We start from the raw sequence: 22,921 nt of genomic DNA, 5'->3' as shown, positions 1-22,921 counted from the left end.
CCTTACGGCGGGCGGTGCGCAGCAGCCGCGCTTCGGCGGCTCCGAGGTCGTAGTGGGGGTACCGGTCGCGGACGCCGGCCCGGGCGAGGAACTCGGCCAGGGAGCGGCGGGCGGCGGCCCCGCGGCCGGGCTGCTCGTCGTCCTCGCGCCGCCTCATGATTCGGCGGAGGTGCCGAGCAGGCGGGCGAGCCGCCGTTGGGCCTGGCCGAGCTGCGAGCGGACGGTGGCCTCGTCGACGCCCATCACGGCGGCGGCCTCCCCGGGGGTGCACTGGAGTCCGTAGCGCAGCAGCACGGCGTCACGCTGGCGTTCCGCGAGCCGGGACACGGCGGAGTAGAAGCGGATGGTGTCCGTGAGCACCTCGTACCGGTCGGCGGCGGCCTCCTTGAGGGCGGCTTCGAAGGCGGTGACGTCCATGGGGTCGGGCCAGGAGCCGGGCAGCTCCTGCCGGTCGACCAGCCGCTGCTTGAGGATGGTCCAGGCGTAGGCGTCGAGCCGGTCCATGTGGAGCATGCGCAACCACTCGTTCATGATCGAGTCGAATGCGGCGTCCACCGCGGCCTCGGCGGCCGAGTCGGAGCCCAGCTGCAGGTACGCGAAGCGCATGTACGAGGGTCTCCGGTTGGCGTGGAAGGCCCAGTAGGACAGGCGTGCCGTCGGGTTCCACTGGCTCATGGGCGTCGGCTGCCGCCGTCGGCTGGGGAGGCCCACCGCCCCGCCGGGCTCCTCAGGTCCGCCATCGCTCACCGCTCCACCTCACCTCATCCCTGTGGGCGGCAAGACTGGCAGCGCGGGCGCGCACGCGGGGCGCAGAAGGAGGAAGGTGGAGGATTACGTTCGGTGATGACCGGCCGCTGACAGACTTCGACCATGCGCGGCCGCAGCCAGTACGTACGCATATGCCCGCGCCATACGTAATGCCAGGTCGCGCCGGTGGTGCGCCAGGCCGCGCCAGGGGCGCGCCACGGCAGCGCCAGGCCCCCCGACCGGGCCGCCCGCCGACCGGAGGGAGTCTGTGGTGCGCCGGGCCGCGGGCCCGGTCCGAGCCGATCGCCTCCCGGCTGTAGCATGACCCCATGGCGAGGGCCGTGACGCAGAGGTCACAACCCTCGCTTTTGCGTTACGTCCACCCAGCGAAATGCGGGCGCGTGGCCTTTCGACGGTTCGATACGATGACCCCATCACAATCCGTCACGGCTCGAACGCTGCAACCGCATACATGAAATGGAGCATCCGAGGATGGCTCGACACCTGATCACCAGCGCGCTTCCGTACATCAACGGGATCAAGCACCTGGGCAACATGGTCGGGTCGATGCTTCCGGCGGATGTGTACTCCCGGTACCTCCGCCAGCGCGGCCACGACGTCCTCTACATCTGCGCCACCGACGAGCACGGCACCCCCGCCGAGCTCGCCGCCAAGGAAGCCGGCCTGTCCGTCGCCGACTTCTGCGCGCAGGCCCACGACGCCCAGAAGGCGGTCTACGACGGCTTCGAGCTGTCCTTCGACTACTTCGGCCGCAGCTCCTCGGCGCAGAACCGCGAGATCACCCAGCACTTCGCGCGCCAGCTCCAGGAGAACGGCTTCATCGAGGAGCGCGCGATCCGGCAGGTCTACTCGCCGGTCGACGGCCGCTTCCTGCCGGACCGCTACGTCGAGGGCACCTGCCCGCACTGCGGTTACGACAAGGCCCGCGGCGACCAGTGCGAGAACTGCACCCGCGTCCTGGACCCGACCGACCTGATCGAGCCCCGCTCGGCGATCTCCGGCTCCACCGACCTGGAGGTCCGCGAGACCAAGCACCTCTTCCTGCTCCAGTCCAAGCTGCAGCACGAGGTGGAGGCGTGGGTCGCGCAGCACGAGGCGGAGTGGCCGCAGCTGGCGTCCTCCATCGCCCGCAAGTGGCTGACCGAGGGCCTGCACGACCGCGCCATCACCCGCGACCTCGACTGGGGCGTCCCGGTCCCGGCCGACACCTGGCCCGACCTGGCCGCCGAGGGCAAGGTCTTCTACGTCTGGTTCGACGCCCCGATCGAGTACATCGCCTCGACCAAGGAGTGGGCGGACGCCGACCCGGCGAACCGCGACTACAAGGCCTGGTGGTACGAGGCCGAGGACGTCCGCTACACCCAGTTCATGGCCAAGGACAACGTCCCGTTCCACACGGTGATGTTCCCCGCGACCGAGCTGGGCACCCGCGAGCCGTGGAAGAAGGTCGACTACGTCAAGGCCTTCAACTGGCTGACGTACTACGGCGGCAAGTTCTCCACCTCGCAGAAGCGCGGCGTCTTCACCGACCAGGCGCTGGAGATCCTCCCGGCCGACTTCTGGCGCTACTTCCTGATCGCCAACGCCCCCGAGTCCGACGACTCGTCCTTCACGTGGGAGCACTTCGCCGCCACGGTCAACAAGGACCTCGGTGGCACCCTCGGCAACTTCGTCAACCGCGTGCTGACCTTCTCCCGCAAGAAGTTCGGCGACGAGGTCCCGGCCGGCAACCCCGCCGGCGAGGCCGAGGCGAAGCTCGGCGAGCAGATCGCCGAGCTGCTGGCCGAGTACGAGGGCCACATGGACACCCTCCAGTACCGCAAGGCCGCGGCCGCCCTGCGCGCCCTGTGGTCCGCCGGCAACGCCTACCTGGACGAGAAGGCCCCCTGGCTGGAGGTCAAGACCGACCTCGACGGCGCCGCGCTCACCCTGCGCACCGCGATGAACCTCATCCACCTCTACTCGGTGCTCTCCGAGCCGTTCATCCCGGCCTCGGCGCGCGCCATGCGCTCGGCCTTCGCGCTCGCCGACGACACGGCGACGTGGGTGACCCCGGAGCAGGCCAAGGCCCTGGACACGGTCCCGGCGGGCACGCCGTTCACCGTTCCGCCGGTGCTCTTCGCGAAGATCAGCGAGGAGGACCTGGAGTCCTACCGCGAGCGGTTCGGCGGCTCCGAAGCCGGCTGACGGCAAGGCAGGACCAGACGAGGGGCGCGATCCGGGCACGGGTCGCGCCCCTCGCGCATGTCCGGGGCCTGCGGCCGGCCCGGCGCGCCGGTCGGGGGCGCGAGCGTGCGCTCCTGTTCGCGGCGGTGCGTTGCGCAACGGTGGGCCCGTCGGCACCGGTCCGGTGCTCCCGATGGGCTGAATCCCTTCCCCCGTGGGGGAGCTTGTCGCGGCCGCGGCGTGTCGTAGCGGTGCCGTGATCGTTTCTTCAGCCGGAACCCTCAGTTCTGCTGCAGAACGAAAGGACGCGCGGTGGCCGCTTGGCAGTACTTCGCGGGGGCGGGCCTGGTGGCGGTGTGCTGCCCGCTGCACGGCCAGGTGGCGGTCGACGACGGTGGCGGCAGCCACGCGACCCGGGCCGCGGCCCGGGCCGACGCGTGTGTGCCCGAAGTGCCCGCGCCGGCCCCCGCCGGCAGCCCGCCCGCCATCCGTCCGTCCGAGGGCCGTGCGCCCGCCGTCCGTCCGCCCGTCGTTAGCCCGCCCGTCGTTCGCCCGGCCGAGGGCCGTGCGCCCGCCGTCCGCCCGCCCGCTGTTAGCCCGCCCGTCGTTCGCCCGGCCGGAGGCCGTGCCCCTGCCGTCGTGCCGCCGGTGGTGCGGCTGCCTGCGGTACGGCTGCCCGCGGTGCGGATTCCGGGCCTGCCCGCCCCGGGTACGGGGGCCCCGGGGCTGCCGTTCGTCGTGCCCGGCGCGGACCGGCCGACCGTGCACCACCCCGGGCTGGGGCCGCTGCCGGCCGCCGGAGCCGCGGCCGGATCGCCGGCGGCGAAGGCCCTGGCCGCGGCTGCGCAGCCCCCGGCAGCCGCGCCGGATCCCGGGGCGGCTGCCGGGCCGGCGGCGGGCGGAGCCGGGGCTCCGCCCGCGCTCGGAGCCCCGGCCGGACGGGTCTCCGCCTTCCACGTCCGCCCGTACCGCTCCCAGGCCCTGGCCCGGCGGGAGGCGGGCGGCCTGTCCACCGTCATGCTCATGGCCGTCGTCACCACCCCGGCCGTGCTCGCCGCGGCGGCACTGCGCCCGCGGTCGAAGAGCCGCACCAGCTGATCCCCTGACCGATCCAGCAACGGGAGAACCCTCGTGTCCGAATGGCTGATCCTGGCCATTGCCATGGCGCTCGTCTGCGCCTTCGTCTTCGCCTGCACGGTCATCCGGCACCGCCGGGTGGCGCCCGACGAGGACACCAGCGAGACCCCCGACGTCATCGAGTACATGACGATGATGGTGGGCGTTGTCTACGCGATCGTGCTGGGCCTGGCGATCGCCGGCGTCTGGGAGGCCCGCGGGGCCGCCGAGGACAGCGTGCGCCGCGAGGCCCAGGCGCTGTACGAGGTGAGCCAGCGTGCCGACGTCTACCCGGCCACCGTCCGCGACCGGATCCGCGGCGAGGTGGACGCGTACGTTGCCCACACCGTGTCCGTGGACTGGCCGCGGCTGACCTCGGGCGACGCGGCCAGCGAGGAGGGCGCCGAGCTCCTCGCGAAGCTGCGCAGCGACGTCACCCACCAGAGCCCGGCCACCGAGCTGCAGGCGCAGGCCTACCAGCCGCTGCTGGACCACATCGCCGCCGCGGACGACGCCCGCCACGCGCGCGTGCAGAGCGACGAGTCGACGCTGCCCAGCGTGGTCTGGTTCGGGCTGCTGACCGGCGGTGTGGTCACGGTCGGCCTGATCTTCACGCTGCAGATCCGCCGGTCCGGGCGCGAGCTGCTGCTGGCGGGCCTGTTCAGCGCGCTGATCGTGTTCCTGCTGTTCATGGTCTGGAGCTTCGACGCCCCCTTCGGCCGCGAGGGAATCGATTCCGCGGGCCCCTTCCAGGACCTGTTCCCGAAGGTGGCCCTGGCGGCGGCTCTGCGCTGACGCCCGCTGCCGTGCCCTGACGCGCGCGGGGCGGCCCCGGTTTCCCGATCGGTCAGCAGACCGCCCCGGCCGCCCCCTGCCGCACGCATGCGACGACCGGCGAGTCCCGCAGGGCCCGGGAGACGCGGAGGAGGTCCCGCGGGCCGGGCGTGGCCCGGGCGGCCCCGTCCGCGCCGTCCTCGCCGTCGATGGCCGCCCCCTCCGGGTCGGCGGCGCGGGCCCGTACGGCGGCGGCGACCATGGCGGCCTCGCCGACCGCGCGGGCCGTCTCCTCGTCCGATCCGCCGGCCAGGGCGAGGTCGTACGCCCGCTGCCGCTGCCGCTCGTCGAAGTACGGGCCCAGGTGCAGGAACGCGTCGTGGATGTCCGACTCGCGCTGGATCATGCGCAGCTCCGGCGGCGCCCACCACGCCATCTTCACGCAGGGCGTGCCGGTGGGCGCGCACGGCTGCACCTCGTCCCACAGCGGCCCGAGCCTGCGGTACGTGGTCCAGGTCTGCCAGTGGTCCGACAGCCGTTGGCAGACCAGCGGCAGGACGAAGCCGATGGCGCTGATCAGCGCGCCGAGCGAGGCGAGCGGCGGCGCGACGTACGTGCTCAGGTCGTCGAGGTCGTAGCCGGTCCAGCGGGCGACGACCGCGGAGATCTTGGTGGCGTCGTAGCTGAGGTTGAGGATGTAGCCCGCCACGATGATCATCAGGCCGGTCCGCAGCCAGCCGCGCACCTGGAGGGACCAGCGCCAGCACATGGCCACCATCACCACGGCCGCCACCAGGTGCGCGGTCAGGTAGAGGGCGATCATCTCCCGGACGTACGGCGCGCTCGCGTAGTACGTGTCGAAGTCCCGCAGCCGCTCGTCGGGCGCCTCGCCCATCGAGAAGAGCACGACGAGCACCACCGCGACGCCGCAGTAGCCGCCGATCCACCGGCGCGAGGTGCGCCGGGTGACCTCGGCGGGGCCGCCCCGCCAGTTCACGATCAGCACCAGGCAGGCGGCGCTGAACAGGGTGATCAGGCAGTACACGAGCGGAGCCGAGAAGTTGGTGACGCCGGTCAGCTCGTTGACCGCCTCGATGGTGGGCGGGGCGGCGAAGGCGAAGGCCGATCCGGCCAGGACCAGCAGGGAGCACACCGCGCGCAGCAGGGGGTCCCGCCAGTTGTTGCGCAGCGCCGGCAGTTTGAAGGCGAGTGCGATGCCCAGCGCGGCTGCCGGGATGTAGTAGTCCTGGCCGTTCAACGGTCGTTCCTGTGCCCCCGGTATCCGAGCGAGGCCTCGATGCGCCCCGCCAACTGGTCGCGCTGTGCGGGCGCCCGGTGGCTCGCCGACCCGGCGAGCCAGGTCCGGCACCGACTGCCCAGCAGTAAGCCGAAGGTCTCGGCCTCGGTCTCCTCGCGGATGTCGGCGCGGGTGCGCGCCGCCACGCGCCGTACGGTCTCGCCGAGGTCGGCCTCGTCGGACAGCAGGCGGGCGGCGACGGCGGCCCCGTCGACGTGGTGGCTGCAGTGGCCGGCCTTCATGTGCCACAGTTCGTGACCGAGGATCACCAGCTGGTGGTCCGGGGCCGTGCGCTCCTCGACGACCACCAGGTCCCGGTCGGCCATGTCGAGCCACAGGCCGCTCGCCGTCCCGGGCGGGAACGCGGCCATCCGGAAGTCCACCCGGCGGCCGCGGATCCTGCTCATGCCCTCGCAGAGGGCGGCGTAGAGGTCCACGGGTTCCACGGGCGCGGTCAGCTGGAGGCCGGCCACCAGCTCGCCGCACAACCGGCGCTGCTCTCTGCCTATGCTCACCGTTCTCCCCGTCGGCGTGGCTCCGGATCAGGACTCAAGGATCGGACGACCCAGAATCAGACTGCTGTCGACTGGGCCGGATCAGGAATCGTTCGGTTTGACGCTCTCCAGGAGCATGTCCAGCCACTCGGCGACCTTGTCGCGGTGCTTGTCGCTGGGCAGCTGCGCGGCGCGCCAGGCGATGCCGCGCACCCCGTGGTTCTGGAGCAGTCTGGCCAGGGGATCGCCCGCCGGGGAGGCGGGGGCGGGCACGGTCTCGCGGGTCCGGCCCGCGTAGTCCTGGAGCAGCTGCTGCTCGGTGCGCAGCAGCGCGTCGGTGAGGGCGTCCGCGTCGTGCGCCGTGAGGAACCCCGCGTGGACGCCGAAGAAGCGCTGGATCGCGTCGCAGTGCTCCATCGTGGGCCGGCGGTCGCCGTTGATCAGCGCACCCGCCTGCTGCCGGGACATCCCGGCGCCGTCGGCGATCTCCTGCTGGGTGTAGCGGCGCCCGTTGGGTTTCAGCCTGGTGCGGCGGAGCAGGTCGAGCCGCTGGAGGAAGCGGGTCTGCAGGCAGGGTTCGCCGGCCGGCCTGCCGTCCAGCAGGCTCCGCACCACGTCCATGGGAACGCCGGAGGCCTCGGAGAGGCGGCGCAGGTCAAAGACCTTGTTCGGGTCGCGGCCCATTTTGCCCGCGAGTTCTGCGACGCGCGTGACGGTGGCTGCCAGGGACGGGTTGGCCACCGCGACGGGAGCCGGGAAGCCGTCTGTCACCAGTGGTTCTCCTAGATCGCGGCGAGTCGGTTCGGGCACATGGTCGGCTTTTGGAATCTAGCCGTTCTCCCGCCGCAGGGCCAGAAGTTGCCACAGCTGTGGCGGGAATGAGCTGTCAAGAGGCTGGAATTGCCACGATAGTTGACACTCGAATGACGTCGGTAGCAGGATCGCCAGAGGAAATTGAAGATCCAGACCGTGAGGAGGGGGAGCTCTCGGTGCTACATCTCGCAGCGGTGGGCCCGTCCGATGGCCTCGCCCGAGCCGGTGAGGGGCGCCTGGCGGGCGAGGAGTCCGCACGCGGCGCAGTGCGGTCGGAGCGACGCAAGGAGATTTTGCGCCAACGCCGCGAGGAACTGGGCCTGAGCCAAGAGGACCTCGCCGCGCGGTTGCGCATCAGCGTTCGCGCATATGGAAACTGGGAACGCGGACTGGTCAAGGAATGGACCGACCGTAAGCTGCTCGCCCTGGCCGAGGCCCTGGAAATGAGCGAGCGGCAGTGTTTCTGGCTTTTCCGCATCATGGTCGACCGGGACCCCCCGCCGACCTGGCGGGCCGCCGAGGAGAACCGGCTGCCCGAGGACCCCGCCCAACGCGACTACCTGTGCGACTACGCGGCGCTCATGGAGGCCGTGCCCTACCCCAGCTTCCTCGTGGACCACCGCTGGGACGTCGCCCTCACCAACTCGGCGTTCGACAAGCTCTTCCAGTCGGTGCGGCCCCACCCGACCGCCCTCCCCGACGACAACTTCCTGCGCTTCGTACTGTTCCACCCGGACGCGGCCGCCGTCCTGGAGGACCACGAACCGGCCTGGTGCGTCCCGCTGCTGGCCCAGTTCGCGGCGGCGCTGGAGGCCGCCCCGGAGGACGAGGGCCTGCGCAGCATCCGCCAGGAAGTGGCCCGCGACCCCTTCATGGAAGCGGCCTACCGCTACGGCGTGCCGCACTGGCTCGCCACCCACGGGGCCGAGGCCGCCGAGCGCGACGGCGCCGTGCGGACCGTGCGCCACTGGGACCCCCAGTGGGGCCTCGTGCGGTGCCGGCTCGTGGCCGAATCCAGCCGCATGCTCGACGCCATGGGGCTCACCCGGATCACCATGGTCCTCCCGGCGGCACCCCAGGGTGCCTCGGCCGGACCCGTCCGCGGCGACGCCGCCCCGCACCACAAGGGGCCGCGGCTGCGGGCCGTGCCGGCGCTGGAGGACTGACCCGCGGGGGAGACTGGAGCCCTCACACGTGTGCCGCCGAGCGGATGTCGCGGATCGTGGCATTCGCGGTGGCACTGGCCGAAGGGCGGTAGGGCGTGCGGCTGACGATCCTCGGCGGGGGCGGGTTCCGGGTGCCGCTCGTCTACGGAGCACTGCTCGGTGACCACGCCGAAGGCCGGGTGTCCCATGTGACGCTGTACGACGCGGACCCGGCCCGGCTGACCGCCGTCTCCCGGGTCCTCGCCGACCAAGCGGCCGCGGCCGACGCGGCCGCAGCCGCGCGCCGAGCCGAGGTCGGCCCGGGCGCGGGCCCCGCCCCTCGCCCGGCCCCGTCGGTGTCCACCACCACCGACCTGGACGAGGCCCTGCGCGGGGCCGACTTCGTCTTCTCCGCCATCCGCGTCGGCGGCCTGGACGGGCGCGCCGCGGACGAGCGGATCGCCCTGGCCGAGGGCGTCCTCGGCCAGGAGACGGTCGGCGCCGGCGGTGTCGCGTACGGCCTGCGGACCGTACCGGTGGCCCGGGAGATCGCCCGCAACGTCGCCCGGCTGGCCCCCGACGCCTGGGTCATCAACTTCACCAACCCGGCCGGGCTGGTCACGGAGGCCATGGCCGAGGTACTCGGCGACCGGGTGATCGGCATCTGCGACTCCCCGGTGGGGCTCGGCCGGCGCGTCGCCCGCGCGCTCGGCGCCCGCCCGCAGGACGCCTGGATCGACTACGTCGGCCTCAACCACCTCGGCTGGCTGCGCGGCCTGCGCATCGACGGCCGCGACGAACTTCCCCGGCTGCTGGCTGACACGGCGGCGCTCCGGTCGTTCGAGGAGGGGCGGCTCTTCGGGGCCGACTGGCTCCGCTCGCTCGGCGCGATCCCCAACGAATACCTGCACTACTACTACTTCAACCGTGACACCGTACGGGCGTACCAGGCGGCCGAGCAGACCCGCGGGGCCTTCCTGCGCGACCAGCAGCGCGGCTTCTACGCCGAAGCTGGCCGGGACGCGCTGCCGCCCGGGGCGGCGCTGGCCGCCTGGGACCGGACCCGGGCCGAGCGGGAGGCGACGTACATGGCCGAGAACCGCGAGGCCGCCGGCGCCGGAGCCCGGGACGGGAGCGACCCGGAGTCCGGTTCCGGTTCCGGTCCCGGCTCCGGATCCGGCTCCGGCTCCGGCTCCGGCGGCTACGAGGAGGTCGCGCTCGCGCTGATGCGGGCCATCGCCCGCGACGAGCGGACCACGCTCGTCCTCAACGTCCGCAACCGCTCCACCCTCTCCGTCCTCGACGCGGAAGCGGTCATCGAGGTCCCCTGCCTGGTCGACGCCAACGGCGCCCACCCCGTGGCCGTGGACCCCCTGCCGCTGCACGCCGTCGGCCTGGTGACCGCCGTGAAGGCCGTCGAACGCGCCGTCCTCGCGGCCACGGCCGGCGGCTCCCGGGCCGAGGCCGTCAAGGCCTTCGCACTGCACCCGCTGGTCGACTCGGTGGGCGTGGCCCGGCGCCTCCTCGACGCCTACGCGGCCGCCCACCCCGGCCTCGGCCACCTGCGCTGACCCCGGCGCCGGGTCCCCCGTACGGCCCCGTGCCGCATGCGGGCGGGCGGGGCCGCTGTGAGAGTGCGAGATGTGACCACGGCCCCCGCCCGGACCACCGGCGACGCGGCGGCGCCCCCGTTGCTCGACCGGCGGCGGCGCAACGTCGTCTTCGGGACGATCATGCTGGGCGTGCTCCTCGCGGCGCTCGACCAGACGATCGTCGGGACCGCCCTGCCCACGATCGTGGCGGACCTCGGCGGCGGCGACCACATGTCGTGGGTGGTGACCTCCTACCTGCTCGCGGAGACCGTCGTCACGGTGCTGGTCGGCAAGTTCGGCGACCTCTTCGGCCGGAAAGTGGTCTTCCAGGTCTCCGCGATCGTCTTCGTCACCGGCTCGTTCCTGTGCGGCCTGGCCGGCAACATGACGCTGCTCATCGTCTGGCGGGGCGTGCAGGGCGCCGGCGCCGGCGGTCTGATGGTCACCGCCATGGCCCTGATCGCCGACGTGATCCCGTTGCGCGAACGCGGCAAGTACCAGGGCGCCATCGGCGCCGTCTTCGGCGTCGCTACCGTCGTCGGGCCGCTGCTCGGCGGCCTGTTCACCGACCACCTCAGCTGGCGCTGGGCCTTCTACGTCAACGTGCCGATCGCGATCCTCGTCGTGGTCGCGGCGGCCCGCACCATCCCCTCGGTCCGGGCCGCCGGGCGGCCGGTCATCGACTACGCGGGCATCGCCCTGGTCGCGGTCGGCTCCAGCGCCCTGATCCTCGCCACCAGCTGGGGCGGCAACGAGTACGCCTGGAACTCGGCCGTCATCATCGGCCTCTTCGCGGCCGGGGCGATCGCCCTGGCCCTGTTCTGCCTGGCGGAGACGCGGGCGGCCGAACCGATGCTGCCGATGCGGCTCTTCCACAACCCCGTCTTCACCGTGTGCTCGGTGCTCAGCTTCGTCGTCGGCTTCGCGATGCTCGGCGCGATGACCTTCCTGCCGACGTACCTCCAGTACGTGGACGGCGACTCCGCCACGGTGTCGGGCGTACGGACGCTGCCGCTGGTCCTCGGCCTGCTGGTGTTCTCGATCTTCAGCGGCAACGTCACCAGCAGGACCGGCCGCTACCGCATCTTCCCCATCGTCGGCTGCCTGGCCATGGGCATCGGCCTGTACCTGCTGTCGCTGATGGGGCCCGGCACCTCCGCCTGGCTGGAATCGCTGTACATGTTCGTCCTGGGCGCCGGGATCGGCCTGAGCATGCAGGTGCTGACCATCGCCGTGCAGAACACCGTGGACTACGCCGACCTCGGCACTGCCACATCCGGTGTCACGTTCTTCCGCACGCTCGGCTGCTCCTTCGGCACCGCGGTCTTCGGGACGATCTACGCCAACGGCCTCGGCCCGAGGCTGGAGGCGGCCGTCGCCGGGGCGGCCCGCGCCACGGGCGGCGACCCGGAGCAGATCGCCGCGGCCGCGGGGAGCCCGAAGGGCGTCCACGGACTCCCGCCGCAGGCGGCCGTTCCGATCGTCGACGCCTACGCGGACACGCTGCACACCGTCTTCCTGTGGACCGTGCCGGTCGCGGCGGTCGGGCTGGTCGTCGCCCTCTTCCTCAAGGAGGTCCGGCTCCGCGACAGCGCCCGCGCCGCCTCCACCGACATGGGCGAGGGCTTCGCCTCGCCGACCACCGCCTCCGGGGACTCGGCCAAGCTGCTGGAGCTGGCCGTCGGCAAGCTCGTGCGCACCATGGGGCCGGACACCGCCCGGTCCATCGTGGCCGGCTCGGACACCCGGCTGGACATCGCGGGCGCCTGGGCCGTGATGCAGGTCGAGCTGATGACCCGTACGGTCGGCCACGCCAGCCTCGGACTGGTGGCCTCGCGCCGCTCCGTGCCGCCGGAGGTGCTGCTGCCCGTCTTCGACCGGATGGTGGACGAGGGCTACCTCGGCCGCGAGGGACACTTCCTCTCGCTGACCTCGGCGGGGGAGCGGGAGGCCGCGGTCATCTCGAAGGCGTGGGCCGGCTGGCTGGGTGACCAGCTGGAGAAGGACCGCGGCCGGCCGAGCGGCACGGAACTGCGGGCCGCGGCGGACGCCATCGCCAAGCGACTGCTGGCGGAGGACCTCCGCGAGGGCACGTTCGCGCAGCGGGCGCCGGCGGGGGTGTAGGCGGCGGGGGACGGACCGGCCGCCGGGTGCCGCCGGCGGGTCGGCCGGGGCACCGCCGCAGGCCCCTACGCCGCCGCCTTCTCCCGGTGGCTGCGGCTCGGACCACCGTGAAGGCCGGTTCCTGTGGGACTGCAGCTAGTGCTGTGGCCGGGCCCCGGGCCCTTCCGGCTCGTCTGACCCCGCGGAGGCCGTCGGGTAGTCGTGCGGCGACACCGGCGGCAGGGCCGGGGCGAGGTCGGGGCGCCAGCTGCGCAGCACGCCCGCGGAGGGCGCGTACAGGGCGTGCGGGATCTCTTCCGGGGCGAACCACTGCCAGCGGACGATCTTGTGCGGCTCGGTGACCTCGGGCGTCCCCTCGGCGGAGCCGGTGACGGCCGCCGCGGTCAACCGGGTGACCCCGGATTTCGCATCGATCCGGACTGACAGGATCCGGATGTCTGCCGGGTCCACCCGCAGGCTGGTTTCCTCCGCCAGCTCCCGGGCCGCCGCCTGCTCGAAGCCCTCCCCGGGGTCGACCTTGCCGCCCGGCAGCTCCCAGCGGCCGTCGTGCGCCTGGCCGAGCAGGACCCGCCCTGCGGGATCGGCCACGACGAGCCCGACGCCGACGACACCGTTGGCCCGGGGGACGGCCCGCTCGGGGCGCTCCGCGGTCGGCCCGGTCGGCCCGGTCGGCCCGGTCGGCCCGGACTGTCCGGGAGACGTGGGCGGTGTGGGTGGCGTGGGTGTCATCCGGTGGTTCCTCGTCCCTCTTCGCACGGCATGGCCGGCCGGCGGATCCGGCGCGCTCCTGCATCATCTTGCCGGTTCGGCAACGGAACGCGCCGCGCCGCGGCCCGCGGCCCCTGCACAACCGGAAGGACGACGCCATGAACACCACCGCGCAGACGGAACGCACCTTCGACGTGATCGTCGTGGGCGGCGGGGCGGCCGGCCTGGCCGCCGCGCTGACCCTCGCCCGCGCCCGCCGCTCCGTACTGGTGCTCGACTCCGGCAGTCCCCGCAACGCACCCGCGGCCCACCTGCACGGCTACCTCGGGCGGGACGGGGCGGCCCCGGCCGAGCTGCTGGCCGTGGGACGGGCGGAGGTGGCGGCGTACGGCGCTGAGATCCGGTCCGGGGCGGCCGGTACGGCCGTCGCCGCGGACCGGGTGCCCGAGGGCGGGTTCCTCGTGCGGTGCGGCGACGGCTCGGCGGTCCGGTCCGGCCGGCTGCTGCTCGCCACCGGGCTGGTGGACGAGCTGCCGCAGCTGCCGGGGCTGCGCGAGCGCTGGGGGCGGGACGTGCTGCACTGCCCGTACTGCCACGGCTGGGAGGTCCGCGACACGCCCGTCGCCGTGCTGGCCACCGGCCCGCTCGCCGTCCACCAGGCACAGACGTGGCGGAACTGGAGCGACCGGGTCACGCTGCTCGCCCACACCCGTCCGCCCACCGCCGACGAGCGGGAGCTCCTCGCAGCCCTGGGCGTCACGGTGGTCGAGGGCGAGGTGACCGGTCTGACCGTGGCCGGGGACGAGCTGGCCGGGGTGACCCTGGCCGGCGGCGGGTCCGTGGCCTGCCGGGCCCTGGTGGTCGCCCCGCGCTTCACCGCCCGCGCCGGTGTGGCGGCCGGCCTCGGGCTGCCCGTGGTCGCCGTCGAGCGGGACGGAGCGGTGGTCGGCAGCTGCCTGGAGGCGGACCCGGCCACCGGGGCCACCGCCCTGCGCGGCGTGTGGGCGGCCGGGAACCTCACCAACCCGCTGGACCACCTCACCGCCGCGGCCGCGGCAGGGGTGCGCGCGGCGGTGGCCCTGAACGCCGACCTCATCGAGGAGGAGACCCGGCTGGCCCTGGAGGCGTACCGCCACCGGAGCAGCCGCGGCCGGACATGACCTCTCGGACTGGTGTGCGGGTTTCGGCCGGGGTCCCTCCGCGCAGGCTCTGTTCGATCCGACGGGCGTACGGAACGCCGGGTCGCGGTGCGGGCACGAGTCCCGAGGACGAGTCTCGGAATACGCGTTACGGGGTACGGCGATCGGGGGGCGCGCAATGGCACACGTGGTGGTCATCGGCGGGGGCGTCGGCGGGCTGGCGACCGCGCTGCTCGCCGCACGGCACGGACACACCGTCGCACTCTTCGAACGGGACACCCGCGCCCCCGGCACGGCGATCGACCGGGACTTCTTCGGCTGGCACCGGCCCACGGTCCCGCAGGCCACCCAGCCGCACGTCCTCCTCGGTGCCGCCCGCGCGCTGCTGCGCGACGAACTGCCCGACGTGTACGCGGACATGCTGCGGCTCGGGGCCCGCGAGCGCCACGAGCTCGACTGGTTCGACGTACGGCCGCCCGCGCGGCCCGGGGACGAGGACCTGGTCATGCTCCAGGCCCGACGCATCGTGCTGGAAAGCGCGCTGGTCACGGCCCTGCGCGGGGAGGCGGGGGCCGTGCTGCGGCACGGGGAGCCGGTGACCGGGCTGATCACGCGTCCGGGTGCGGGCTCGGGGTCCGGAGCGGGCGCGGGGGAGGGGGCGGCCGGCCCCGCCCGGGTCACCGGAGTGGCCACGAAGAGCGGGGCGCACGCGGCGGACCTCGTCGTGGACGCGGCCGGCCGGCGCGGCGGTACCGAGCGCTGGCTGGCCGCGGCGGGCTGCCGGCCGCCCGTGGTGGAACGGCACCGCACCGGCCTCGCGTACTTCTGCCGCTGGTACCGGCTGCCCGACGGGATGCGGGAGGGCCCGCGCCGCCCGTGGGCGGTGACGGGAGGGCCCTTCGCCGGGTGCGCCGTGTTCCCGGCCGACAACCGCGTCTTCGCCGTCACCCTGATCGTCCACACCCGGGACGCCACCCGGTCGGCGCTGCGCGACCCCGCCCTCTTCGAGAGCGCGGCCCGCGCCTTCCCGCCCGGAGCGGCCTGGCTGGACCTGGGCGCCGAGCCGCTGTCCGACGTCCTGGCCACGGCGAGCCTGGACAACCGGTGGAGCGCGCTCGTCGACGAGCACGGGCCGGTGGTGGCCGGGCTGGTGCCGATCGGCGACGCGATCACCCACACCAACCCGACGCTGGCCCAGGGCACCTCGCTGGCCCTGTGGGCCGCGCTCCGGGTGGCCCGTACCGCCGGGCAGGAGCCCGGGTCGGCCCGGTACGCCGCCGAGCACCACGCATGGGCGGTGCGCACCCTGAAACCGTGGTTCGACTTCCAGGTCGTCGCCGACGCGGCGATCGGGGAGCGGTTCGCGACGCGGGCCGTCCGGGCGGGGGCGGCCCGGGAGACGGCCGCGCTGTTCGACTGCGCCCTGGAGGATCCGGAGGTGATGCGGGCCCGGGCGCGGGTACGGCACCTGGTCGAGCCGCCGGAGCGGGCCTACGCGGACCCGGAGGTCCGGGCCCGGGTGGCGCGCTGGCTGGCGGCGCGGCCCGGGTACGTGCCGAACGCGGTGGGCCCGGACCGGGCGGAGTGGGAGAAGCTCACGTCGGGCTGAGGCCCGGCGCTGCGGGATCAGCCGCCCGGGCCCGTCCCGAGGTCCGTCCCGAGCACCTCGGCGAGGTCGTAGCCGACGACCTCCTCCAGCTGGGCGTACGTACAGCCCTCCGGGGTCCGGTCGGGCCGCCAGCGGCGGAACTGGGCGGTGTGCCGGAAGCGGTCGCCCTCCATGTGGTCGTAGGCGACCTCGCAGACGCGCTCGGGGCTCAGCGGCACCCAGGAGAGGTCCTTCTTGCCGGTCCAGCGGCTCTGCGCGCCGGGCAGGCGGGCGCTCTCGTGGGCGGACTCCTCGGCCCAGGCGGCCCAGGGGTGTCCGGCGGCGTCCGTCATCCGCAGCGGCGCGAGCTCCTCCACCAGCTCGGCGCGGCGCTTCATGGGGAAGGCGGCGCACACGCCCACGTGCTGGAGCGCGCCGCGGTCGTCGTACAGGCCCAGCAACAGCGATCCGACAATCGGACCGCTCTTGTGGAAACGGAAGCCCGCGATGACGACGTCGGCCGTACGCTCGTGCTTGATCTTGAACATGAGACGGGCATCGGGCCGGTAGGGCAGATCGAGGGGTTTGGCGATCACCCCGTCGAGCCCGGCGCCCTCGAACCGCTCGAACCACTCCTGCGCGAGCGCGGGGTCGGTGGTCGCGGGCGCGAGATGGACGGGGGGCCGAGCAGTGGACAGGGCATCGGACAGGGCGGTGCGGCGGTCGGCGAGCGGGGTGTCGAGGAGGGAGCCGTCGCCGAGCGCGAGCAGGTCGAAGGCGACGAAACTGGCGGGGGTCGTCCGGGCGAGGAGGTCGACGCGGGACCGTGCGGGGTGGATCCGCTCGGTCAGCCGGTCGAAGTCGAGCCGCCCGTCATGGACGATCACGATCTCGCCGTCGACCACGCAGCGGTCCGGCAGGTTCTCCTTCAGAGCGGCCACCAGCTCGGGAAAGTACCGGGTCAGGGTCTTGCCGGTGCGGCTGCCGATCTCCAGCTCGTCACCGTCGCGGTGCACGATGGCGCGGAAGCCGTCCCACTTGGCCTCGTACTGCATACCGGGCGGGATCCGGGACACCGACTTGGCCAGCATCGGCTTCACGGGCGGCATCACGGGCAGATCCATGCCAATGATTCTGCGGCGATATGCACCGGTCCGCCCGGTATGCGCGTCGGGCCGGGCCCGCCTACCGTGGCGCACATGGGTGCATCCGGAAACGCGATCGAGCTGGAGGCGGGCGGGCGGACGGTACGGCTGTCCAACCCGGACAAGGTGTACTTCCCGGAGCGGGGCCTGACGAAGCTGGACGTGGCCCAGTACTACCTGGCCGTCGCCGACGGGATCACGCGCGCCCTGCACGACCGGCCCACGACCCTGGAGCGCTACCCGGACGGGGTGGAGGGCGAGTCCTTCTTCCAGAAACGCGCTCCGAAGACCATGCCCGACTGGATCCCGACCGCCCACATCTCCTTCCCCAGCGGGCGATCGGCCGACGAGATGTGCCCCACCGAACCCGCCGCCGTCCTGTGGGCCGCCAACCTCGGCTGTCTGACCTTCCACCCCTGGCCGGTGCGCCGGGCCGACACCGACCGGCCCGACGAGCTGCGCATCGACCTGGACCCGCAGCCCGGCACCGACTACCACCACGCGGTGATCGCCGCGCACGAGCTGCGGGACGTCCTGGAGGAGCTGGGGCTACGGGGCTGGCCGAAGACCTCGGGCGGGCGCGGCCTGCACGTCTTCGTGCCGATCGCACCGCGCTGGACCTTCACCGAGGTCCGGCGGTGCGCGATCGCCATCGGCCGGGAGCTGGAGACGCGGATGCCGGGCCGGGTCACCACCGCCTGGTGGAAGGAGGAGCGCGGCGAACGGATCTTCGTCGACTACAACCAGACTGCCCGCGACCGCACGATCGCCTCCGCCTACTCCGTACGCCCCCGACCACAGGCCCCGGTCTCGGCCCCACTGCGCTGGGACGAGCTCGACTCCGCCGAACCCCGCGACTTCGACATCACCACCATGCCCGCCCGCTTCGCCGAAGTCGGCGACCTGCGCGCGGACATGGACGACCACGCCTTCCCCCTGGACGCCGCGCTGGAACTTGCCGACCGGCACGAACAGGACCAGGGCCTGGGCGACATGCCGTACCCCCCGGACTACCCGAAGATGCCGGGCGAGCCCAAACGCGTCCAGCCGAGCCGCGCCAAACGCGAGAAGTGACCTACCGGCAGCCGAGGTGCGTCAGCCGGGCAGGGCGACTGCCGGCACCGGGGCCGGTGCAGGTGCCGGAGGCTGCTCCGGGAGGTCGTCCGGGGCGGCCGCCAGCGCGCGGAGCCGGCTGAGGACGCCCCGCCCGGCCCGCTCGTACGGCGCCGGGTCGTCGTCCAGCACGGAGGCGGAGTTGGCCAGCTCCATCAGCGCGATGATCTCGAACGCCAGCTGCGCCACGTCCGCGGGCTCGGCCTCCTCCCGGAACCCACCGGCCAGTTCGGCCTCGCGCAGCTGCTGCTCCACGTACCGGGTCCAGTCGGCGCGGGCGGCGGCGATCCGGTCGCGCACGGGACCGGGACGCGAGGCGAACTCCGCGGCGACCGAGTGGAAGAAGCACCCGCCGGAGAAGACCCGGCGAGCGGAGTAGGCGAGCCACCGTTCGCACAGCCGCCACACCTTGCCGACCCCGGCGGGCTCCTCGCGCCCGGGTCGGACCACCTGCGCGGCGAACACGGCCGAGGCGGCGCGGACCGTGGCGATCTGCAGCTCCTCCTTGGAGCCGAACAGGGCGAAGACGCCGCTCTTGCTCAGGCCGAGATCGCTCGCGATCCTGCCGAGGGACAGGCCCTCCAGCCCCTCCGTCGAGGCGAGGTCCACCGTCCGCGCGAGAACGGTCCGCCGCGTCTGGTTGCCGCGCTCCACGCGTCCGTCAGCCATGCGGTCAGCCTAGCCACACGCACGGTCGTCCGGTCCGTGGGGCCGTCGCGGGGTCGCGGCGGGCCGCTGTCAGTGCCGGATGCGATGCTCGACGCGAGGACGGGCGGGAGCACCTGTGAAGGCGTGTTGATCGGTCGTTGATCGGACGTCCATCGGAGGCCGTGAGGATCTCCGGCATGTCGATGAACACCGTCACCACCATCACGTCCGCCACCGCTGAGCCCGCCGCCACTGCCACCCTGCCGGCCTGGTACGAGGTCGCCCTGTGCGCCCAGACCGGCCCGGAGTTCTTCTTCCCGGAGCCGGGATCCTCACTGCGGGAGGCGAAGCGGCTGTGCGCCGCGTGCGAGGGGCGGGCGGCCTGCCTGGAGTACGCCCTCGCCAACGACGAGCGCTTCGGTGTCTGGGGCGGCCTCTCCGAGGCCGAGCGTCACGCCCTCCGCCCGCGCCGCTGACCCCGGCCCGGGGCCGGGATCGGGGGGTCGGGTGCGGCCGGGACCCGGGGGTCAGCCCTTGCGGGCGGCCAGACGGGCCGCGCGGGCGGCCAGGCGCTCGTCGAACTTGCGCGCCTCCGAGTCGAGGCCGTTCATGAACAGGCCCAGCTCGTCCTGCGCCTTCTGGCCTTCCGGGCCGAGGCCGTCGATGTCCATGACCTTCAGGAAGCGCATGACCGGGCTCAGCACGTCGTCGTGGTGGATCCGCAGGTTGTAGACCCCGCCGATCGCCATCTGGGCAGCCATCCGCTCGAAGCCGGGCATGCCGTGTCCGGGCATCCGGAAGTTCACCACGACATCGCGCACGGCCTGCATCGTCAGGTCCGGGGCGATCTCGAAGGCGGCGCCCAGCAGGTTCCGGTAGAAGATCATGTGCAGGTTCTCGTCCTGCGCGATCCGGGCCAGCATGCGGTCGCAGACCGGGTCGCCGGACTGGTGACCGGTGTTGCGGTGCGAGATCCGGGTCGCCAGCTCCTGGAAGGCGACGTACGCCACCGAGTGCAGCATCGAGTGCCGGTTGTCGGACTCGAAGCCCTCCGACATGTGCTGCATGCGGAAGGCCTCGAGCTTGTCCGGGTCCACCGCACGAGACGCCAGCAGGTAGTCGCGCATCACGATGCCGTGGCGGCCCTCCTCGGCGGTCCAGCGGTGCACCCAGGTGCCCCAGGCGCCGTTGCGGCCGAACAGCGTGGCGATCTCGTGGTGGTAGCTGGGGAGGTTGTCCTCGGTCAGCAGGTTCACCACCAGCGCGATCTTGCCGATGTCGGTGACCTTGGACTGCGCCGGGTCCCAGGCCTCGCCGTCCTCGAAGAAGGCGGGGAAGTTCCGGCCGTCGCTCCACGGGACGTACTCGTGGGGCATCCAGTCCTTGGTGACCTTCAGGTGGCGGTTGAGCTCCTTCTCCACCACCTCTTCCAGCGCGTACAGCAGCTTGGCGTCGGTCCACGCCTGAGAGCTGCCGAGGTGGGGAGAGGTGATCGTCACGGGTGCTCCTGGGGACAAAGCGAATTACCTACGGTTCCGTAGCCTACGACGCCGTAGGTTAAGCGGACCGTGAGGGTGAGCCAAGCCCCAGGCGTTCATATGCCCGGTTACGTCCGGTTATCTATGCAGTTGGTGAGCGTGTGCGCGGGCGTGCGCGGGGCGAATGTCACGCCGGCAGGTGGTTTCGCCACGCCGCCTTGACGATGACCGGCGACCCGACAGCGGAGCCGGGGCGAAACGGGGGCCGGGCCGAGCCGGCCCGGCCCCGGGTGGGGCCGGGTCCGGTCCGGGGGCCAGGGCGGCTCGCGCGGTGGTCGGGTCGGGTGCGTCGGTCCGCCGGGTCAGGCGGACCAGAGCGTCTCCCGGACCTCCTCGGCCGTGGTCGGCCGGAGCGTGCCGTCGAGCAGCAGCCAGCGCGTGATCCCGATCGACTCCAGGAACGGCACGTCGTGGCTGGCTACCAGCAGCGCGCCCTCGTACGCGTCCAGCGCACCCGCCAGCTGCCGTACGCTCGCCAGGTCCAGGTTGTTCGTCGGCTCGTCCAGCATCAGCAGCTGCGGGGCCGGCTCCGCCAGCAGCAGCGCCGCCAGCGCCGCCCGGAACCGCTCGCCGCCCGACAGCGTGCCCGCAGCCCGGTCCGCCCGGCCGCCGCGGAACAGGAAGTGCGCGAGCCGCGCCCGGATCAGGTTGTTCGAGGCGTGCGGGGCGAACCGGGCCACGTTCTCCGCCACCGACAGGCCGTCGTCGAGCACGTCCAGCCGCTGCGGCAGGAACCCCACCGGAACGTGCGCCGCCACCTCCCCGGACAGCGGGTCGAGCAGCCCGGCGACCGTGCGCAGCAGGGTCGTCTTGCCGGAGCCGTTGCGGCCCACCAGCGCGATCCGCTCCGGGCCGCGCACGTCCCACTCGCCCGGCACCCCCGCGCCGTGGGCCAGCCGCACCCCGCTCAGCGTGAGCACCCGGCGCCCCGGCGGGACCTGGGTCGCGGGCAGCACGATCCGGATGTCGGCCTCGTCCCGGACGGCCTCCACCGCTTGGTCCAGGCGCTCCTTCGCCTGCGCCAGCCGCTCGGTGTGCAGGGCACGGTGCTTGCCCGCGGACTCCTGGGCGGTGCTCTTGTTGCCGTTCGCGATGATCTTGGATGCGCGCTTGGTGTCGTACATCTTCTGCGCGTACTGCCGGCGCCGCGCCAGCTTCATGTGCGCGTCGACCAACTCCCGCTTCTGCCGGATGACATCGGCCTCGGCCGTTCGGACCAGCCGCTCGGCCGCCTCCTGCTCCGCGGCGAGCTGCGCCTCGTAGTCCGAGAAGTTCCCGCCGTACCAGTGCACTTCGCCGTCGTGCAGGTCGGCGATCTGGTCGACCCGCTCCAGCAGCTCGCGGTCGTGACTGGCCAGCAGCATGACCCCGGGCCAGGACTCGACCGCCGCGTACAGCCGGCGACGGGCCCGCAGGTCCAGGTTGTTCGTCGGCTCGTCCAGCAGCAGCACGTCGGGTCGGGCCAGCAGCAGGGCCGCCAGCCGCAGCAACACGCTCTCGCCGCCCGAGAGTTCGCCGACCGTGCGGTCGAGGCCGATCCGGGCGAGACCGAGCTGGTCCAGGGTGGCCAGGGCGCGCTCCTCGACGTCCCAGTCGTCGCCGACGGCGGCGAAGTTCTCCTCGGTCGCCTCGCCCGCCTCGATGGCGTGCAGGGCGGCGCGGGCGGCCCGGATGCCGAGCGCCTCGTCGATGCGGAGAGAGGTGTCGAGGGTGACGTTCTGCGGGAGGTGGCCCAGGGTGCCGGCGACGGTCGACTTGCCGTCGGTCGGGGCCAGTTCACCCGCGATGAGCTTCAGCAGGGTGGACTTCCCGCTGCCGTTGCGCCCGATCAGGCCGGTGCGGCCGGGGCCGACGGCCAGCTGGAGCCCGTCGAAGACGGTGGTGCCGTCGGGCCATTCGAAGGACAGGGTGGAGCAGGTGATGAAAGCAGCGGACATCGTACTCATGGAGGCCTCCGGGTTGCGTGAAAGGTGACTGCAACGGGGGGAGACGGCCGAGGACGGACCCGGTGGCGAGGTCCCGCGGGTGGCGCGTGCGGCACGTGCTGCACGGCTGCACGGGCTGCACGGGCTGCACGTGATGCGCGGGCACTGCTGTGCCTCGGTGCGACGTGCCGTGCCGGCGTGCGGCGGCGGGATCGGCTTGTATGACCGGTGTGCGGGTGTCGGTGTCGGTCGGCGTCTCGGCCTCAGAAGTCCAACGTACTGGCTCCGTTCGAAGAGGAGGGGCGACGACGAAGCTACGGGCGGCCGGAGCCGCCCGCAAACGATTTACGTGCCGGCCGGGGCGCCGGGCTCAGTGGGGGCCTCGCATGAGCTCGGCCAGGCCGTGGTCCACGTCGAGGTACAGGTGCTCCAGCCCCGGCGGAACGATCTCGGCCGCGCGGTCCAGGAAGCGGTGCAGCTCGGCCGTGGCCATCAGGACGATCGCGACGCCCTCGGGCGCGTGGAACTCGATCGTCGTCCGCTCGGCGTCGTACGGCCGTACCCGCACGTCGCCGTACCCGGTCGGGCGGTCCACGCCCGATTCGAGGAGCTCCCGCCCGAACGTCCACGAAACCTCGACGCCCTCCAGCGTGGCCGGAGCGGGGAAGGCCATCCGCACGGCGAACGGATCCGCGCGGTCGTAGCAGAGAGTGACGGGTACGGTCTCGACCTTTGGCGCAGTGGCCACCAGACGTGCCTGCACAGCCTGCTCGATAACAGTGATCAAGGCTCGCTCCCTTGCGGCGGAATTCCTGCCGGGCGTGGGTG

At 73.1% G+C, this 22,921-nt stretch carries 20 protein-coding genes; 10 read left to right on the top strand and 10 right to left on the bottom strand.

Annotated features, from left to right (window positions below; translation table 11 throughout):
• Positions 1-153: 153 nt before the first annotated feature.
• Positions 154-675, bottom strand: coding sequence for a sigma factor-like helix-turn-helix DNA-binding protein (locus tag ACZ4VL_RS09710; protein WP_468197826.1), 522 nt, complete (start codon positions 673-675; stop codon positions 154-156).
• A 564-nt stretch (positions 676-1,239) separates the two neighbouring features.
• Here ACZ4VL_RS09710 and metG point away from each other — a divergent pair.
• From metG to ACZ4VL_RS09695, 3 genes are all read left to right on the top strand, one after another.
• A complete protein-coding gene (metG, locus tag ACZ4VL_RS09705; RefSeq protein WP_468197824.1) occupies positions 1,240-2,955 on the top strand; it encodes a methionine--tRNA ligase in 1,716 nt (571 codons plus the stop codon).
• 291 nt (positions 2,956-3,246) lie between these two features.
• Entirely contained in the window at positions 3,247-4,032 is a 786-nt protein-coding gene (locus ACZ4VL_RS09700; protein WP_468197822.1) for a hypothetical protein, read from the top strand.
• Between the two features lie 33 nt (positions 4,033-4,065).
• Complete coding sequence (locus tag ACZ4VL_RS09695) at positions 4,066-4,845, top strand: bestrophin-like domain (protein WP_468197819.1); 780 nt, start codon at positions 4,066-4,068, stop codon at positions 4,843-4,845.
• A 52-nt stretch (positions 4,846-4,897) separates the two neighbouring features.
• On the opposite strand, the gene ACZ4VL_RS09690 is transcribed toward ACZ4VL_RS09695, so the two are convergent.
• The 3 genes from ACZ4VL_RS09690 to ACZ4VL_RS09680 all read right to left on the bottom strand — a co-directional run bounded on the left by ACZ4VL_RS09690 (position 4,898) and on the right by ACZ4VL_RS09680 (position 7,386).
• Entirely contained in the window at positions 4,898-6,082 is a 1,185-nt protein-coding gene (locus ACZ4VL_RS09690; protein ID WP_468197817.1) for an MAB_1171c family putative transporter, read from the bottom strand.
• The gene (locus ACZ4VL_RS09685) at positions 6,079-6,636 is read right to left on the bottom strand and encodes a toxin-antitoxin system, toxin component (RefSeq protein ID WP_468197815.1); all 558 of its coding nucleotides are present in this window, start codon (positions 6,634-6,636) and stop codon (positions 6,079-6,081) included. Before ACZ4VL_RS09685 ends, ACZ4VL_RS09690 begins: the two co-directional genes overlap by 4 nt.
• An 81-nt stretch (positions 6,637-6,717) precedes the next feature.
• Complete coding sequence (locus tag ACZ4VL_RS09680) at positions 6,718-7,386, bottom strand: helix-turn-helix domain-containing protein (protein WP_361092168.1); 669 nt, start codon at positions 7,384-7,386, stop codon at positions 6,718-6,720.
• Positions 7,387-7,721: 335 nt separating this feature from the next.
• On the opposite strand from ACZ4VL_RS09680, the gene ACZ4VL_RS09675 reads away from it, so the two are divergent.
• The 3 genes from ACZ4VL_RS09675 to ACZ4VL_RS09665 all read left to right on the top strand — a co-directional run bounded on the left by ACZ4VL_RS09675 (position 7,722) and on the right by ACZ4VL_RS09665 (position 12,289).
• Positions 7,722-8,594 carry a helix-turn-helix domain-containing protein gene (locus tag ACZ4VL_RS09675; RefSeq protein ID WP_468197811.1) on the top strand — a complete coding sequence of 291 codons (873 nt, stop codon included), beginning with the start codon at positions 7,722-7,724 and terminating at the stop codon, positions 8,592-8,594.
• Positions 8,595-8,689: 95 nt separating this feature from the next.
• Positions 8,690-10,144 (top strand): 6-phospho-beta-glucosidase, encoded by a 1,455-nt coding sequence (locus ACZ4VL_RS09670; RefSeq protein ID WP_468197809.1) that lies wholly within the window; start codon positions 8,690-8,692, stop codon positions 10,142-10,144.
• Positions 10,145-10,180: 36 nt separating this feature from the next.
• Positions 10,181-12,289, top strand: a complete 2,109-nt coding sequence (locus tag ACZ4VL_RS09665; RefSeq protein ID WP_468197807.1) for an MDR family MFS transporter — start codon at positions 10,181-10,183, stop codon at positions 12,287-12,289.
• A gap of 135 nt (positions 12,290-12,424) precedes the next feature.
• On the opposite strand, the gene ACZ4VL_RS09660 is transcribed toward ACZ4VL_RS09665, so the two are convergent.
• Entirely contained in the window at positions 12,425-13,018 is a 594-nt protein-coding gene (locus ACZ4VL_RS09660) for a nucleotide triphosphate diphosphatase NUDT15 (RefSeq protein WP_468197805.1), read from the bottom strand.
• A 137-nt stretch (positions 13,019-13,155) separates the two neighbouring features.
• On the opposite strand from ACZ4VL_RS09660, the gene ACZ4VL_RS09655 reads away from it, so the two are divergent.
• On the top strand, positions 13,156-14,157 hold the full coding sequence (locus ACZ4VL_RS09655; protein WP_468197803.1) for an NAD(P)/FAD-dependent oxidoreductase: 1,002 nt from the start codon (positions 13,156-13,158) through the stop codon (positions 14,155-14,157).
• A gap of 157 nt (positions 14,158-14,314) precedes the next feature.
• The gene (locus ACZ4VL_RS09650; protein ID WP_468197801.1) at positions 14,315-15,745 is read left to right on the top strand and encodes an NAD(P)/FAD-dependent oxidoreductase; all 1,431 of its coding nucleotides are present in this window, start codon (positions 14,315-14,317) and stop codon (positions 15,743-15,745) included.
• Between the two features lie 17 nt (positions 15,746-15,762).
• Here the strand turns inward: ACZ4VL_RS09650 and ACZ4VL_RS09645 are convergent, their stop codons facing one another.
• Entirely contained in the window at positions 15,763-16,848 is a 1,086-nt protein-coding gene (locus ACZ4VL_RS09645) for an ATP-dependent DNA ligase (protein WP_468197798.1), read from the bottom strand.
• A 75-nt stretch (positions 16,849-16,923) separates the two neighbouring features.
• Here ACZ4VL_RS09645 and ligD point away from each other — a divergent pair, with 75 nt between their 5' ends.
• Entirely contained in the window at positions 16,924-17,943 is a 1,020-nt protein-coding gene (ligD, locus tag ACZ4VL_RS09640) for a non-homologous end-joining DNA ligase (protein WP_468197796.1), read from the top strand.
• A gap of 21 nt (positions 17,944-17,964) precedes the next feature.
• Here the strand turns inward: ligD and ACZ4VL_RS09635 are convergent, their stop codons facing one another.
• On the bottom strand, positions 17,965-18,651 hold the full coding sequence (locus tag ACZ4VL_RS09635; RefSeq protein ID WP_468197794.1) for a TetR/AcrR family transcriptional regulator: 687 nt from the start codon (positions 18,649-18,651) through the stop codon (positions 17,965-17,967).
• A gap of 182 nt (positions 18,652-18,833) precedes the next feature.
• Here ACZ4VL_RS09635 and ACZ4VL_RS09630 point away from each other — a divergent pair, with 182 nt between their 5' ends.
• Positions 18,834-19,106: a WhiB family transcriptional regulator gene (locus ACZ4VL_RS09630; protein WP_468197946.1), complete on the top strand. Its 273-nt coding sequence runs from the start codon at positions 18,834-18,836 to the stop codon at positions 19,104-19,106.
• 51 nt (positions 19,107-19,157) lie between these two features.
• Here ACZ4VL_RS09630 and ACZ4VL_RS09625 read toward each other — a convergent pair whose 3' ends face one another.
• The 3 genes from ACZ4VL_RS09625 to ssgD all read right to left on the bottom strand — a co-directional run bounded on the left by ACZ4VL_RS09625 (position 19,158) and on the right by ssgD (position 22,880).
• Entirely contained in the window at positions 19,158-20,129 is a 972-nt protein-coding gene (locus ACZ4VL_RS09625) for an acyl-ACP desaturase (RefSeq protein WP_468197791.1), read from the bottom strand.
• Positions 20,130-20,470: 341 nt separating this feature from the next.
• Positions 20,471-22,114, bottom strand: coding sequence for an ABC-F family ATP-binding cassette domain-containing protein (locus tag ACZ4VL_RS09620; RefSeq protein ID WP_468197789.1), 1,644 nt, complete (start codon positions 22,112-22,114; stop codon positions 20,471-20,473).
• Between the two features lie 349 nt (positions 22,115-22,463).
• Positions 22,464-22,880 carry a spore wall synthesis regulator SsgD gene (gene ssgD, locus ACZ4VL_RS09615; RefSeq protein WP_361092198.1) on the bottom strand — a complete coding sequence of 139 codons (417 nt, stop codon included), beginning with the start codon at positions 22,878-22,880 and terminating at the stop codon, positions 22,464-22,466.
• Positions 22,881-22,921: the final 41 nt, after the last annotated feature.

The sequence above is a fragment of the Streptomyces sp. NPDC029014 genome (assembly GCF_055564695.1).
The sequence above is the reverse complement of the archived record's forward strand: the minus strand, read 5'-3'. Positions and strand labels throughout refer to the sequence as shown.